The following is a 14,572-nucleotide window of genomic DNA, read 5'->3' as shown; positions in this document are numbered from 1 at the left end:
CGTGGCGCCAATTCGGCGGCCCGTTCTGCCATCTATATGTATTATGTGATCACAGAAAGCGCCATCACGATTTTGCCGAACTTGCGACTCTGTGGCCGCGTGGGCACATGCGGCTTCCACGAACGTCGGGCGGCCGCGAGCGATGTGGCCGCGCCTGCCTTCTAGCCGTCCAGGCGGGGCGCGAGTGCCACTCGGAACCCCAGGCCCCAGAACCGTCGGCCGGGCTTGCTCCAGTCACGGTCGGCGGCGCGTGCACTGTGCGCGGGGTTGAACCACGATCCGCCGCGGATGACGCGCGCGTTCCCCGAGGCCGGTCCCGTGGGATTGCTCACCGAGCCGCCCGGCAATGCCCCGTACCAGTCGTGGCACCACTCATTCACGTTGCCGAGCATGTCATAGAGGCCCCACCGGTTTGGAGCCTTGCCCCCTACGGCCCGGGGGCCAGCCATCCCCCCCGGATATTGTTTGCCGGCCCAGTCGTCGGTGGGCCACCCCTTGCCCGTGAATCCAACGCTGCTATTGCCAGCGTACCAGGCGATCGCGTCGAGAGCCGGGGCATCGCGCTCGCTTAGGATCTGCAGGTCACCGATATAGGTGGCGCCCGTCGTTCCGGCGCGGCAGGCATATTCCCACTCGGCTTCGGTGGGTAGGCGATAGACATAGCCTTTGGGCGGTGCCGAATGATCGTTCAGCCGGCGGCAGAATTCGGCGGCCTCGACCCAGTTCACCCAATACATCGGAAGGTCGTCGCGAATGTCGCCGATCGCGCGTTCCGGATCGATGTCCTTGTCGAAGCCGAGCCGGTCACGGATAGTGCGTTCCGTGCCGCCCAGCATGTAGAGGGCGTCGTCGGCGAGCATCAGCTTGGCCTGGTAGAGGATCGTAGATTCCATCACGGTCCGCCATAGGCCTTGCGTCACCTCGAACTGGGACAGCCAGAATGGTCGGGTGAGGGAGACCCGGGTTCGCGGGCTTTCGTCGGGTCTGTGGCCGGACTCTGTCTCCGGACTGCCCATAAGGAACGAGCCTGCCGGAATCGGCTGTAGCCGTAGGCCAAGGATCGAACGCGCGGTGGCGCAGCTTGACCGAGCGAAGCTCGCGGCTCCTGACACGAGCGCCGAGGCGAGCAAGTGTCGACGGTTCGGCAATAGCGCGATCGTCATTTCCCCCCCGATGGTGGAGCGATTTCTTCGGCTTCCTTACCCGCGGCCTTGCACAATCCGCTCGGCGCGCGGATTTGCGTCGGCTGCTGAACGAGGTCGGGTTTCGGACGAGCCCTCGTAATGGGCCGAGCTTGCGAGGACGGACTTGCCTGTCGAGCGGCTCGTCAGTCGGAGGAAAAGGGCTCCGGTGAACGCCACGCCCACCATGGTATGTATCGAGCGGCAGTTGCTCCGCAGGGCGCCAGTCGACTGAATGATTACGAACGCCGTTGTCGTCCAGTCGGAGGCGACGGCGTTACGGCGGCGGGCTTCGGCGCCTGCGGCAGAAATCATCGCCCGAAAGCCCCGTAAGCGGACGGCTGTGGCCACCTCGGAGCTTGCTGAGAACTGTACGGTGATCCAGGACCTTTCGATATCGGGGAGGCGCTCAAGGTCAGGCCTCGCTCACGAACTTCGTCACCAGATAGGCCTCCAGCCCCTCCGAGCCGCCCTCGCTGCCGTAGCCGCTGTCCTTCACGCCACCGAACGGAGTCTCGGGCCAGGTCACGGCGTAGGTGTTCAATCCCACGAGTCCGCTTTCGATGTCGCGGCGGATCAGCTCGGCGCGGGCGCTGTCGCGAGTGAAGGCGTAGGCGGCCAGGCCATAGGGCAGGCGGTTCGCCTCGGCGATCGCCTCCTCCGGCTCCTCGAACACGCGGATGAGCGCGATGGGGCCGAACGGCTCCTCGTTCATCACACGCGCCGATAGGGGGGCGTCGGCCAGGACCGTGGGCTTGAAGAAGGCGCCCGCGTTACCGATCCGCTCGCCGCCGGTAAGCACGGCCGCACCTTGGGCCTTCGCGTCCTCGACCAGCGCGGCGACGGACTCCACGCGGCGCGCATTGATCAGCGGACCCATCTCGGTCGCAGGGTCCAGGCCGTCGCCGACCTTGGTCGCGGCCATGGCGGCGGTCAGCGCCTCGACGAAGCGGCCGTGCACCTTCTTCTGCACCAGGAAGCGGGTGGGCGACGTGCAGACCTGGCCGGCGTTGCGCAGCTTCGCCGTCGCGGACAACTTCGCCGCCCAGTCGATGTCGATGTCGTCGAACACCACCACCGGACCGTGGCCGCCCAATTCGAGCGTCACGCGCTTCAGGCCCTCCGAGGCCTGGCGGGCGATCACCTTGCCGATGGCCGTCGAGCCGGTGAAAGACACCTTTCGGACTTCCGGCGCCGCCATCAGGTGGGTGGACACATCGGCGGGCACGCCGAACACCACGTTGACCACGCCTTTCGGCAGGCCCGCGTCGTCCAGCGCGCGGACCAGCGCCAGGGCGGCGCCCGGCGTCTCCTCCGATGGCTTGATGATGCAGCTGCAGCCCACGGCGAGCGCCGGGGCGAGCTTCCGGGCCGCCTGGCTGGCCGGGAAGTTCCACGGCGTGAAGGCCGCCACCACGCCGACCGGCTCCTTCGCCACGCGCAGCGTCGCGCCGGGCGTGCGGCCGGGGATCAGCCGGCCATAGTTGCGCCGCGCCTCCTCGGCGTACCACTCGAACCAGTCTGCGGACGAGTACAGCTCCGCCTTCGCCTGGGCGAGCGGTTTGCCCTGCTCGAGCGTGAGGGTGACGGCGTCGGTCTCGATCCGCTCCCGGATCAGGGTCGCTGCGTGGCGCAGCACGGCGGCGCGTTCGATCACAGACGTCGCGCGCCAACGCTTGAATCCGTCAGCGGCGGCGGCCACCGCGCGATCGAGGTCGGCCGGCGTCGCGTGCGGCAACTGCCCGAGCGTCTCGCCGGTCGCCGGGTCGATCACCGGCTCGCTTTCGCGGGACTCCGCGCCGATCCATTCGCCGGCGATGAACAGGTGGAGCGCTGGGTAGGCGGCCTTGGGCATCAGTCGACCTTCTTCAGACCGGTGCGGATGGTCTCGACGATCTGGTGCACCTCGCTCTCGGAGATGATCAGCGGCGGCGAGAAGACCATGATGTCGCCGGCGTTGCGCAGCAGGACACCGTCCTCGAAGCCCACTTTGTTCAGCTGGGCGCCGCGGGCGCCCGGCGCTCCCTCGCGGGGGCTCAGCTCGACGGCTCCGAGCAGGCCGATGTTGCGGATGTCGGCCACATGCGGCTCGCCCTTTAGGCTGTGGATCGCCGCTTCCCAGACCGTCGCCATCTCGGCGGCCCGCTCGAAGATGTTCAGGTCGCGGTAGACCTCGAGCGTCGCCAGGCCCGCGGCGCAGGCCAGCGGGTGGGCGGAATAGGTGTAGCCGTGCGGCAGCTCGATCTGGTCCTCGGGCTTCGACATGTAGGCCTCGAAGACCTTCCCGGAGACCAGCACGCCGCCCATCGGAACAGAGCCGTTGGTCATCCCCTTGGCGATCGTCATCAGGTCTGGCGTAACCCCGAACCGCTCGGCGCCGAAGGATGCGCCGAGGCGCCCGAAGCCGGTGATCACCTCGTCGAAGATCAAGAGGATGCCGTTGGCCGTGCAGATCTCGCGCAGCCGATCTAGGTAGCCCTTCGGCGGCGGATAGACGCCGCCCGACCCGGTCACGGGCTCGACGATCACCGCCGCGATGGTCTCCGCCCCATGCAGGGCGATCAGCTCGGTCAGGTCGTCGGCATAGACTGCGCCGTCGTCCGGCTGGCCCTTCGAGAAACCGGAAACCTTGGCGTCGTAGGGCAGGGACATGTGGTCGACCTCAGGCAGCAGCGGCCCGAACGCGGTCTTGTGGCGCGCGATACCGCCCACCGAGAGGCCGCCGAAGCCGACCCCGTGATAGGCCTTCATCCGGCCGATCAGCTTCACCCGCTCGGCCTGGCCGCGGGCGCGGTGATAGCCGCGGGCGATCTTCAGGGCGGTGTCCACCGACTCCGAGCCGGAGTTGGTGAAGAACACGTGCTCGATGCCGCGCGGCGCCATCTCGGTCAACCGCTCGGCGAGCTCGAAGGCGGCCGGATGGCTCATCGAGAAAGAGGAGACGAAGTCCAGCACCTCGGCCTGGGCCTTGATGGCGTCGACGATCCGGCGCTGGCCGTGGCCGGCGTTGACGCACCACAGGCCTGCGATGGAATCCAGGATACGGCGACCGTCCGGAGTGATGTAGTGCATGCCCTCGGCGCCGCTGAACAGCCGCGGCGCTGCCTTGAACCCACGGCTCGCAGTGAACGGCAGCCAGAACGGCTCCATTGAATTTCTCAGCGGCGAGAGCGTCGTCGACATCGTGACTCCCAGAGTTCGAGGGCGTGGCCAGTTGGATTATGTCTTTTCTGATCACAAAACGCAGTGTTACAGTGGGCCCTGCCGTTCAACAAGGGGGAACCTGAACCGGATGTCCGGGCCTTGCCGCCTCATCGAGATTCTTGGGGGACCGCCCGAGCGGGGCTCCAGGACCCGCAGCAGCAGCTATGGAGCGTGGGTCTGAGATGGGCCGCGCCGCCACGACCCTCCGCTATGTCCTGAAGCGGCTGCTGCTCAGCTTGCCGACGCTGTTGATCGCGGCGATCTTCGTCTTCGCCCTCATCAGGATGATCCCCGGCGATCCCGCCCAGGTGATGTTGGGGCCCGACGCCGACGCCGAGGCGGTGGCGGCCCTGCACCAGCAGATGGGCCTAGACCGGCCGCTTGCCGCGCAGTTCCTGACTTGGATCGCCCACGCCGCGCGCGGCGACCTGGGCGTTTCGGCGGTCACCGGCGAGGCGGTCCTGCCGCTGCTCCTGCAGCGCTTCCAGGTGACCGCCTCCTTAGTTGTGAGCGCGGTAGCACTGGCCACCCTGATCGCCCTGGTCTTTGGCCTGGTCGCCGCCTCGCGGCGCGGCCGGCACATCGACAGCGCCATCGTCGCCGGCTCGGCGCTAAGCATGGCGGTGCCGAGCTTCTGGCTCGGCCTCATGCTCCTGCTGGTGTTCGGCGTGAAGCTGCAATGGCTGCCGGTGGTGGGTTTCGTGCCGCTGAAGGAGCACTTCGGCTTAGGGCTCCTCTACCTGATCCTGCCCGTCGCGACGCTCGCCATCGTCGAGAGCGGCGTGCTGACCCGGATGATGCGCGAGAGCGCGCTCGACGTGCTGCGCTTGGAATACGTCACCCACGCCCGCGCTAAGGGCGTCTCCGAGCCTGCCGTGCTGGTGAAGCACGTGCTGCCGAATGCATTCGCTCCCACACTCACCCTCGTCGGCCTGACGCTCGGCCACCTCCTGGGCGGGGCGGCGGTGATCGAGACCGTCTTCACCCTGCCGGGGCTCGGCCGACTGATCGTGGACTCCATCCTGGCCCGCGACTACGCCGTGGTGCAGGGCTGCCTGCTCTTCACCGCGCTGGTCTATGTGCTCATCAACCTGGCGGTCGATCTCTGCTACCCGCTGCTCGATCCGCGCGTGACGGTGGAAGGCTGATGAGGAAACTCTCCTTCTCCGCCGTGCTCGGCGCCGCCTTGGTGGGCCTTCTGCTGCTCACCGTGCTCGTCTCCTTTGTCTGGACCCCGGTCGATCCCCTGGCGATCGACCTCAGCGCCACCCTCGCGCCGCCCTCCGCGCGCCGCTGGCTGGGCTCCGATGAGTTCGGCCGCGACGTGCTCTCCCGAGTCATGGCGGGCGCCCGGATCAGCGTGGGCATCGCGCTCGCCACCGTCGCCTGCGCGGTCACCGCTGGCGCCATCGTGGGCGTTGCGGCGGGGTTCCTACGTGGCCCCGTTGACCGCACCCTGATGACCTTCAACGACGCCATGCTGGCCTTCCCCGGCATGCTGCTGGCGCTCGGAGTGATTGCTGTCTTCGGTGCCGGCGTCGGCAGCATCATTGCGGCGCTCGCCAGCGCCTATCTGCCCTCGGTCGTGCGAGTCGTGCGCGCCAGCGTGCTCTCGATCCGCGAGCGAGAATATGTCGAGGCCTCCCGCGTGATGGGCAACTCCGAGGTTTACTCGATGATCCGCCACGTGGTGCCCAACGCCTCCCCGCAGATCGCGGTGCTAGCCACCAGCATGTTTGGCTGGGTGCTGCTCTCGGAAAGCGCACTGAGCTTCCTGGGCGTCGGCGTACCGGCGCCCGCGCCCACCTGGGGTAACATGCTGGCCTCGGCGCGGCCCTACCTCGACACCGCCGCCTGGCTCGGCGTCGCGCCCGGCCTCTGCATCGCCGCCACGCTGTTGGGCGCCAACCTCCTCTCGGATGCGCTACGCGAACGCTTCGACCCGAGGCACCTCTGATGGCGGGCGAGCTCCTGAACATCGAAGGCCTGACGATTCGGGCGGAGTCCGGCCCCGTCCTGCTGCAGGACTTCTCGCTCACGCTTAGGTCCGGCGAGTTCGCCGCGCTGGTGGGCGAGTCCGGCAGCGGCAAGACGATGGCCTCGCGCGCCATTCTGGGCCTGTTGCCTCCGGGCGTGCGGCGCACCGGCGGCAAGCTCGAATTCCAGGGCCGCGATATCGGCGCCCTGTCCCATCCGGAGCTGCGCCGGATTCGTGGCAGCGAGATCGGCATGGTTTTCCAGGAGCCGATGGTCTCGCTCAATCCAGCCATGCGGATTGGGACCCAGCTCGAGGAGGGGCTCAAGCTCCATCGCGCCATGACCGCAGTGGAGCGGCGCGAGATCTGCCTGGCCATGCTGGAGCGCGTGCGCGTCGCCGACCCCGCCCGGTGCCTCGCCTCATATCCACACGAGTTCTCCGGCGGCATGCGCCAGCGCATCATGTTGGCCTCGGTGATGATGCTGAAGCCGAAGCTGCTAATCGCCGATGAGCCGACCACCGCCCTCGACACGCTGGCGCAGCGCGAGGTGCTGGACGTGATGGCCGAGCTCGCGGCGGAGGCGCAGACGGCGGTGATCCTGATCACCCACAACCTTGGCCTCGTCGCCCGCTACGCCGAGCGGGCCGTGGTGCTGGAGAAGGGCCGCACGGTGGAGCAGGGCCCCGCCGCCTTGGTGCTATCTCAGCCCGCCGATCCGTACACCCAGCGCCTCGTGGACTCCCTCCCGCAGCGGACGCCGCGGGGGCGCGGCGCGCCGAAGGGCGAGCTGCTTAGCGTCAAGGACCTGAAGGTCGCCTACCGCCGCCGTGGCGAGACAACGGATTTCCAGGCCCTCGCCGGCGTCAACATCACGGTCGCGCCCTCGGAGATGGTGGCGGTCGTCGGTGGCTCGGGCTGCGGCAAGACCACGCTCGGCCGCGCGGTCCTGGGGCTCAATCCCGCCGCCCGCGGCGAGATCCGTTTCGATGGCCTCGACCCGCTGAATCTGGCCGGGCCCGACCAGATCGCGTTCCGCCGCCAGACCCAGCTCGTCTTCCAGGATCCCTATTCCTCGCTCGACCCGCGCATGCGCGTGCGCCAGGTCGTGGCCGAGCCGCTGCGGCTCCTGCCCGAGCTCTCCAAGGCCGAGCGCCGCGCCCGGGTGGAGGAGCTGCTGGCCGACGTCGGCCTCGACCATCTCGCCGACCGCTTCCCGCACCAAATGTCCGGCGGCCAGCGCCAGCGGGTCGCCATCGCCCGCGCGGTCGTGACGCGCCCCCGCTTCGTGGTCGCCGACGAGCCGGTCTCGGCGCTCGACGCCACCATCCAGGCCCAGGTGCTGGCGCTGTTCGAGAAGCTGCAGTCCGCCTACGGCTTCGCCTGCCTGTTCATCACCCATGACCTCGGCGTCGTCGAGCAGATCGCCGACCGCGTCATCGTCATGCGCGACGGCCTAGTCGTTGAAGAGGGGCCGCGCGACGCGGTCTTCGACCGGCCGAAGGACCCTTTCACCCGCGAGCTCCTGGCGGCGACGCCCAGGCTGACGGCAACCCAGCATTTGAGGAAGCAGTCTTAACGGCGGTGCCGTCGTGATTGATGTCGGTCGCTTCCGGCGGAACTCTCGTGTGCATCGAGGACAGCGCGAATGGAAAACTGCGAGACCAGCCGCAGCACGCCGGGCGACCAAGCCATCCACGTCGCGGTGCACGCGCTAGAAGCATTCGTCGGCGCGGACCGGGACCTTCGGGAGGTAGTCTGACTCGCCGCTCATCACATGGGCCTCGGCGATGTCCGTCGAGCGCTGATCGCATCTCGAAGCGGGCTAGCGCCTCCTGCGCCTGGTCCATCAGCGTCACGGAAACGAAGACGACGAGGGATCTCTGCGCGCCTCGCGCGACAGCCGCGCGCGGTAGCCGGCGATCAGCCCAGCCTCCTCCAACAGCTTCACGCGCCGGTGCGCGGCCGAAGGCGACAGCCCATGCGCTCCCCGAGCCGCGTGCTCGTCAGATCGGTGTCGCGGGGCCAGTACGTCGAGGACCCTCTGATCTGTACGGTCGGCCATGGAAGAAATTCTAACCATGTCATCAAAGTTGAGAAGATATCCGATAAGTGACGGTATTCCTGCACGGATGATGGAAGTTTGCAGGTCGCGACGCGTGTAATTTCCTCTTCAACTTGACAGCTTGCAGTGTGGACAGCGATCGGCCGAATCCATGCTCGACTCGATCAAGGAGTATCCTAGCTGCCGGCCAGGCTGAGCGATTGGATTGAAGCTCGCCTGGCAATGTCATGCCTCATCGCCAGTCGTCAGCGCCTATTTCTCCCTGCTTCGACTTCGGATGGAATCGTCGACGCGCACTGGAGCGGGTTTGATCCTGAAGGCAATCTCCAGGTGCCGGCGCATCAGGGTTGACGCCCACTCAAGATCGCCCGCTTCTACCGCGTCGAGGATTCTGAGGTGTTCGTTACAGGAGTCGGCGACCCGGTCGATGACGTCGGGCGAATAGCACAAGAACCGGCGAAGCTGATTCTGCTGCCGGACCGCCTGGAAGAAGAACTCGTTGCACGAGCACGCGGCCAGCCCCGCGTGAAATTCCGCGTTCACGTCGAAGAACGCGACCATGGACAGCTCGTCGACAGGCGTCCTGAGGACAACCTCATGGTTCCGCCGAGATTGTTCGGCCCAGCTGCGGTCCAGCGCGAACGACGGTTCGAGCAGGCCGGCTGGTTCCACTAACATCCGGAAGCGATAACTCTTGTCGTGGCTTTCGATGGAGCGGAGTAGGGGTTTGAAGTGCCAGCCGTGACCCAGATTCCGCTCGACGACCTGATCACGAACCATCCGCTGGAGTGTGCGGCGCAATAGCCCCCGATGGACACCGTATTGCCGCATCATATCGGCTTCGGAGAGCTGCTCTGGCAGTTTCCATGCCACGTAATCGGCGGCCATCTGCATATAGAGCGCCTCTTCCTCATCGGACTGCGCAGTGTCTTCTGCAAGCTCGGTCGCCGCAGACAAATTTCCCACCACCTCGAAGCCGCGCCGAGGGCCGTTCGGCGTCACAACATTTAGCTCAGTGAGATACTCGAGAGCCCGGCGAACCGGCGTTCTCGATACGCTCAACGCCTCTGCCAATCCCAGCTCGCTCAAATGGTCACCGGGCTGCAGGCCATTGTCGCGGATGTATTCTGAGATCTGCAGCGCTACTTTTCGCTGCAGCTTGCTGGGAATGATCCCTTCGGCAGGGCTTCTTTTGCCGGTCAATTCTCGTCTCCTAAGCCGCAGCCGTGACGTAGTTTCGCACCGCACAGCGCCGCGGGTGTCAATATCTGCAGCCTCACTGCGTTATGATATAAGAAAGTGCATGGGATGTCGCCTCGGCGAAATTCCCAACTGCGGGTAAATTCCAGGCACTGCCAATCTGCCAAGCTGCGTTGACAATGCATTATATGATCTAATAAGACATAAATTGATTCATCGGGAGATTGCAGTATGGCCATCCGGGACATTTACGGGGTGGGGAGGATCGCGCTCGCCGCCGCCTTGTTGGGCCTCTCGGCTCCCGCCTTGGCTCATGCCGAAGTCGCGGCTCGAGCGGCGGCGAAGGCGGAGGGCACGCTCGCGGAATTCGAGAACGTCGACCGGGACGCGAAAGACCCCGCTGCGGTTCTGAAGATCCTGCAGCAGGACCTCTACGAGACCGAGGCTTACGCCATCGAAAATCAGTTCCTGCTCCAGTACGGCGACAGAATCTCAATGCGTACCATCCGGTATGCTTCCGGTCACGATCTGATTCCCGGCCACATCTTTACCCCCAAGCACCTGGCGGCGGGGAAAAAATATCCCGCGATCGTCGTCGTACACGGTGGCTTCCACGGTTCCTTCGATCGGACGTGGTATCAGATCGTCGATACCCTGGTGGAGCAGGGCTACGTCCTGTTCTTCCCGGAATATCGCAGTTCGCGCGGCTACGGTCCCGACACCTATAAGAACGACTATGGCGTGACGGACGTCGCCGACGTCTTCGCCGGCGCCGACTATTTCGAGACGCTTCCTTACGTTGACAAAGCCCGATTGGGAATTCTCGGCGAAAGTCGAGGGGGCATGATCACGGTATCCGCGATTGAGCAGAAGCCGCAGCGCTTCAAGGTAGCCGTGGATGTCGTCGGCCTTATGGATTTCGTGGCCTATATGGCTTACAAGCCCAACTACCGGCGCGACGAGGTTGCCCGCGAGAGCCCCAGCTTCGAAGGCAAGCTGCCGGATAGGAATCTTCAGCAATACATCAACGTGTCGCCGATAAACTTCGTGGAGAAGATCCAGACGCCTGTGCTGGTGATTGGCACGAAAGGCGACGAGAGCGTCCCGGTTTCCTACAACGCGGAACGGCTAGTCTCTCTACTGAAGTTGAACAACAAGGCCTTCGACGCGAAGATCTATGACAATGCCCCCGGCGGCCACGAGATGATGAGCGCGCAGACCCCCGAGCGCTATGACGCCACTGACCGGATCGTCCGATGGCTGGGCCGCTATCTGAAGAGCGAGTAGCAGTCGATCCGCACTCCAACTGTCCGGCTTGATTCCGTCTTGCCGGGGGGGCGCGAGACAGAGCGTCGTCAGCCATGCATGCGTTCTAGGAGATCAGCTCCGGCGAGAGTTTCTTGGCGGGAGGAACGACCCTGAGCTCAGGTCCTACGCAAGGCAGGAATCATGCGGCTCAAGACGCCATCGCGCCACACAAACTCATGCGCCACAGCCGCGAACGCGTGAGCCAAGGCCAGGCACAGCAAGATGTTCGCGAGAAGGCCGTGGACGTCTCCCCACTCCCGGCGGACCGCCGGATGGGTCGGGTCGAACGCAGTGACCTTGAAAAGTCCGAAGATGCGGTCGCCCCGAGCCCATTCCGTGCCAAGGCCGACCACGATGACAGCCAATACCAGGATATAGAGGGCCAGATGCATGAGGGCGGCGGCGCGATTAGCCCACTGCGGACTGCCATGCGGCGGCGCGACGGGGTGGTGGAACCGGCGCCAAATCCGCTCTAGGATGACGGCCAGCACGACTAAGCCAAACAGCATGTGCACGGAGCGGGCCTGCATCCGGATATCGCCGTGAGGAAACAGGTCGAGGTTGCGACCGAAGACCCACAGGACCAGAACCAGGGCAGCGGTGATCCAATGCGCGAGCACTGCGCGCGCGCTGTAAACCGAAGGCGTAGGTGTTGGGGCGGGCATCGGCCGTCTTCCGGGGTCAGCTTTGATCGCCGGCGGGTGCGCCGGCTTGGGGGTTGCGCCGTCGCGGCATAGGGCCGCGGCGCCGTCCGTTTCTAGCTTAGCTTACGCGGTGGCCGGGACGGCCCCAGCATGCTCCTCGTCGATCCGGGTGGTCACGCCCGTCGCAAGGATCGTTCGTGTCGCGTCAATGGACGCGTAGGTCCAAAACATCGCCATGGGTTCCGCTTCGGAGGTGTTGCGGAAGAAGTGCGGCACACCGGTCGGGATCCAGGTGACGTCTCCGGGCAAAACGTCCCGCTCAACGCCATTGATGTGCACTCGCGCCTGCCCGGAGACTACCAGCACGCTTTCTTCGCAATTGTGGATATGAAGCGGGACGGCGGCGCCGGGAGCGAGCTTGGTGACGCCATTGAGCAGACTCGTGGATCCGATGCGGGCAGTGACGAGAGGCGTTGTCCGAATACCTGCGCCGCGGTCCTTAACGGGAAGGTCCGCCGGATGCAGGATTACCGCTTCTTGGCTCATGGTTCGCTGGACGCCTGGTTGGGTGGGCTTGTGCGAGACGGGCGCTGAAGCCCGACGCACGTTGTTCGTACTTTGAGATCACATAACGCAATGTTAGTCAATGGTGCAGGGAGGGCTTGCGATGAGATCAAATGGTCGCGCATGCGTGTTCGGCCGACGCCGGAGGGATTGCATTGTGATCATCCGAAAGGCATTAGGATCTCTTGGCGTGCCGGTTAGCTTTGCGCCAGAAAAAGGGGCGCGCGAGCGTGAGACCTAGATTCCGCGCCGCCTGGCTGGCACGTCATGTGACGCTCGGCTTGCTGATAGCCGGCGCCGTGTTTCCTGCTTGGACAGAGGCGCGCGCCCAGACAGTGTTGCGCGCCCGGCTGAACGCCGACATCGTCTCGACCAACCCGGGCGTGCGCCGCGACGAGAACACCGACGGCGTGCTGTTACACGTGACCGAGGGGCTGGTTGCCTACCGCGAGGACCTCTCCGTCGGACCGCTGCTGGCGCAAGGCTGGGAGGTCTCGAAGGATGGGCGCAGTTACACCTTCCATCTCCGTCACGAAGTGAAGTTCCACAACGGCGCGCCGCTGACTTCGGCCGAGGTCGTCTGGTCCTTCCACCGCTACCTCGATCCGAAGACTCACTGGCGCTGCCTGCACGAGTTTGACGGCGGCGGGTTCGCGACGATCACCGGCGTGCAGGCGCTGGACCTGGCGACTGTCCGCATTACCCTCGACAAGGCGGCCCCCCAGTTCCTCTCGACGCTCTCGCGCCTCGACTGCGGCGGGACGGGGATCCTGTATCCGAGTTCGGTGGGCCCCGACGGGAGCTGGCGGGCACCGATCGGGACGGGGCCTTTCCGCTTCGCGGGTTGGAAGCGCAACCAGTACATCGATCTGGTCCGCTTCCCCGCCTACCAGTCGCTGCCGGGCTCGCGCGACGGCGAGACCGGCGGCAAGGCGCCCCTGGTGGACCGCGTTCGGTTCCTGGTCATCCCTGACCCTGTGGCGGCGGAAGCGGCCCTACTCCGCGGCGAGCTGGACGTCGTTAGCGGGCTGCTCCCGATTGAGGTGAGGGAGCTTCGCCGCCGCAAGGACCTGCACCTCGAGGTACAGCCGACGATGGACCTCTACGGAATTTTTTTTCAGACCAAGGATCCGGTCCTGAGGGATGTACGGCTGCGTCAGGCGATTGCGGCGACCGTCGATGTCGCCGCCCTGACGCGGGTGATCACCCAGGGCACCGCCGCGCCGGATCGCTCCGTCGTGCCGGATGCGAGCCGCTTCCACGATGCCATCCATGCGCAGCTCCCGAAGCACAACATCGTCGAGGCCCGCCGCCTTGCGGCGGCAGCCGGCTATCACGGCCAGCCGATCAAGCTGCTGGCGAACCACCGGTATCCCCTGATGTTCGACGCCGCAGTGCTCGTGCAGGCGATGGCGCGCGAAGCTGGCATCAATATCGTTATCGACACCGTCGATTGGGCTAGTCAGCTCGCCCGCTACAACAGCGGCAAGTACCAGATGATGAGCTCCGCCTATTCCGCGCGCCTCGATCCGTCGCTCAGCTATGACGCCATGCTCGGGAACAAGTCTGCCGACCCGCGCAAGCTCTGGGACGACCCGGAGGCCGTGCGCCTGTTGGCCCGGTCGCGCGCCACCGCCGATCCGGCCGAGCGGCAGAAGGTGTTCGACCAGCTGCACGCGCTCTTTCTGCGGGACGTGCCGGCCATCGCGCTTTTCAACTCGGCGGTAATCACGGCCGTCCGCGGCAATGTGACGGGCTTAAATGGCTGGCCTGCGGGGCAGCCGCGCCTGTGGGGTGTCGGCCTGCGATGAGCAGGCACCCTAGGCATGGCCCGTCTGGCCGCCGCCTGGCCATGACCGATGCGCGCACCTCCCCAGCAGTGACGGACGCCCCCTAAGCACACGCGTCGGCTATGGCCCGATATCGGAAGGAGCGATGCGGGGCAGGAGGATGGATAACGTGGGAGGCTGTTGCTAGGACCGTTGGTATAAATCGAAGCGAGAAATTGTAAGTATCGGAGTAGGCGCGGGTAAACGTTTCCGTTCGAGTCCTACCGCACCACCAGCGCGGCCGTTCAGGAGATCGGCACGCCGATCACGGCCTTGATTATCCAGCGGTCCTCAGGGCGGCCGTAGCCGTAGCCGGCGCCGATGTTCAGGTCCCACTCGCCGATGGTGCGGTCGAGCACTAGAGCGGGTTGAGGTCAGACGACTCCGTATCCGGAGTTGGCGAAGTAGTTTCGGCATTCGTCGGGAGCGTAGGTTTCGAGCAGCTCGGCGGTGGCGGCCAGGAGGGCGTCGTAGGATCGAGCCTGGGCCTTTCGCAGGCTGTGCTTGAGCTTGGAGAAGACCTGTTCGATGGGGTTCAGGTCGGGGGAGTACTTCGGCAGGAAGAGCAGCTTGGCGCCGGCGGCGCGGATGGCCTTGCGGA

The 14,572-nt window shown here is 65.7% G+C and carries 12 protein-coding genes; 5 read left to right on the top strand and 7 right to left on the bottom strand.

Going from position 1 to position 14,572, the window contains the following annotated elements; translation table 11 throughout:
• Positions 1-161: 161 nt before the first annotated feature.
• From VGL30_RS16775 to VGL30_RS16765, 3 genes are all read right to left on the bottom strand, one after another.
• Positions 162-1,163: a formylglycine-generating enzyme family protein gene (locus tag VGL30_RS16775; protein ID WP_331541166.1), complete on the bottom strand. Its 1,002-nt coding sequence runs from the start codon at positions 1,161-1,163 to the stop codon at positions 162-164.
• Between the two features lie 433 nt (positions 1,164-1,596).
• The gene (locus tag VGL30_RS16770; RefSeq protein WP_331541165.1) at positions 1,597-3,036 is read right to left on the bottom strand and encodes an NAD-dependent succinate-semialdehyde dehydrogenase; all 1,440 of its coding nucleotides are present in this window, start codon (positions 3,034-3,036) and stop codon (positions 1,597-1,599) included.
• Positions 3,036-4,331, bottom strand: a complete 1,296-nt coding sequence (locus tag VGL30_RS16765) for an aspartate aminotransferase family protein (protein WP_331541164.1) — start codon at positions 4,329-4,331, stop codon at positions 3,036-3,038. The genes VGL30_RS16770 and VGL30_RS16765 overlap by 1 nt, the downstream gene beginning before the upstream one ends.
• A gap of 236 nt (positions 4,332-4,567) precedes the next feature.
• On the opposite strand from VGL30_RS16765, the gene VGL30_RS16760 reads away from it, so the two are divergent.
• From VGL30_RS16760 to VGL30_RS16750, 3 genes are read left to right on the top strand one after another with little or no spacing between them, the layout of a single operon-like run.
• Entirely contained in the window at positions 4,568-5,533 is a 966-nt protein-coding gene (locus tag VGL30_RS16760) for an ABC transporter permease (RefSeq protein WP_331541163.1), read from the top strand.
• Positions 5,533-6,342, top strand: a complete 810-nt coding sequence (locus tag VGL30_RS16755) for an ABC transporter permease (protein ID WP_331541162.1) — start codon at positions 5,533-5,535, stop codon at positions 6,340-6,342. Before VGL30_RS16760 ends, VGL30_RS16755 begins: the two co-directional genes overlap by 1 nt.
• Complete coding sequence (locus VGL30_RS16750; protein WP_331541161.1) at positions 6,342-7,940, top strand: ABC transporter ATP-binding protein; 1,599 nt, start codon at positions 6,342-6,344, stop codon at positions 7,938-7,940. Before VGL30_RS16755 ends, VGL30_RS16750 begins: the two co-directional genes overlap by 1 nt.
• A 738-nt stretch (positions 7,941-8,678) precedes the next feature.
• Here VGL30_RS16750 and VGL30_RS16745 read toward each other — a convergent pair.
• Positions 8,679-9,629, bottom strand: coding sequence for a GntR family transcriptional regulator (locus VGL30_RS16745; RefSeq protein WP_331541160.1), 951 nt, complete (start codon positions 9,627-9,629; stop codon positions 8,679-8,681).
• A 228-nt stretch (positions 9,630-9,857) separates the two neighbouring features.
• Here VGL30_RS16745 and VGL30_RS16740 point away from each other — a divergent pair, with 228 nt between their 5' ends.
• Complete coding sequence (locus VGL30_RS16740; protein WP_331541159.1) at positions 9,858-10,913, top strand: alpha/beta hydrolase family protein; 1,056 nt, start codon at positions 9,858-9,860, stop codon at positions 10,911-10,913.
• Positions 10,914-11,050: 137 nt separating this feature from the next.
• Here VGL30_RS16740 and VGL30_RS16735 read toward each other — a convergent pair whose 3' ends face one another.
• Together VGL30_RS16735 and VGL30_RS16730 are read right to left on the bottom strand one after the other, a co-directional pair.
• On the bottom strand, positions 11,051-11,599 hold the full coding sequence (locus tag VGL30_RS16735) for a cytochrome b (RefSeq protein WP_331541158.1): 549 nt from the start codon (positions 11,597-11,599) through the stop codon (positions 11,051-11,053).
• Between the two features lie 102 nt (positions 11,600-11,701).
• Complete coding sequence (locus VGL30_RS16730) at positions 11,702-12,124, bottom strand: cupin domain-containing protein (RefSeq protein WP_331541157.1); 423 nt, start codon at positions 12,122-12,124, stop codon at positions 11,702-11,704.
• 248 nt (positions 12,125-12,372) lie between these two features.
• Between VGL30_RS16730 and VGL30_RS16725 the strand changes: the two genes are divergently transcribed.
• On the top strand, positions 12,373-13,953 hold the full coding sequence (locus tag VGL30_RS16725) for an ABC transporter substrate-binding protein (protein WP_331541156.1): 1,581 nt from the start codon (positions 12,373-12,375) through the stop codon (positions 13,951-13,953).
• A gap of 392 nt (positions 13,954-14,345) precedes the next feature.
• Here the strand turns inward: VGL30_RS16725 and VGL30_RS16720 are convergent.
• On the bottom strand, positions 14,346-14,572 hold a 227-nt coding region (locus tag VGL30_RS16720), incomplete at its 5' end, for a transposase (protein ID WP_331541155.1).

It is taken from the genome of Phenylobacterium sp., assembly GCF_036502675.1.
GTDB lineage: Bacteria > Pseudomonadota > Alphaproteobacteria > Caulobacterales > Caulobacteraceae > Phenylobacterium.
This window is presented reverse-complemented; position numbering and strand designations above follow the sequence as displayed.

Excerpts from the sequence above, each read along its gene's own strand:
- VGL30_RS16775 (WP_331541166.1), bottom strand. The coding sequence starts at position 1,163 with ATGACGATCGCGCTATTGCCGAACCGTCGACACTTGCTCGCCTCGGCG.
- VGL30_RS16770 (WP_331541165.1), bottom strand. The coding sequence starts at position 3,036 with ATGCCCAAGGCCGCCTACCCAGCGCTCCACCTGTTCATCGCCGGCGAA.
- VGL30_RS16765 (WP_331541164.1), bottom strand. The coding sequence starts at position 4,331 with ATGGAGCCGTTCTGGCTGCCGTTCACTGCGAGCCGTGGGTTCAAGGCA.
- VGL30_RS16760 (WP_331541163.1), top strand. The coding sequence starts at position 4,568 with ATGGGCCGCGCCGCCACGACCCTCCGCTATGTCCTGAAGCGGCTGCTG.
- VGL30_RS16755 (WP_331541162.1), top strand. The coding sequence starts at position 5,533 with ATGAGGAAACTCTCCTTCTCCGCCGTGCTCGGCGCCGCCTTGGTGGGC.
- VGL30_RS16750 (WP_331541161.1), top strand. The coding sequence starts at position 6,342 with ATGGCGGGCGAGCTCCTGAACATCGAAGGCCTGACGATTCGGGCGGAG.
- VGL30_RS16740 (WP_331541159.1), top strand. The coding sequence starts at position 9,858 with ATGGCCATCCGGGACATTTACGGGGTGGGGAGGATCGCGCTCGCCGCC.
- VGL30_RS16735 (WP_331541158.1), bottom strand. The coding sequence starts at position 11,599 with ATGCCCGCCCCAACACCTACGCCTTCGGTTTACAGCGCGCGCGCAGTG.
- VGL30_RS16730 (WP_331541157.1), bottom strand. The coding sequence starts at position 12,124 with ATGAGCCAAGAAGCGGTAATCCTGCATCCGGCGGACCTTCCCGTTAAG.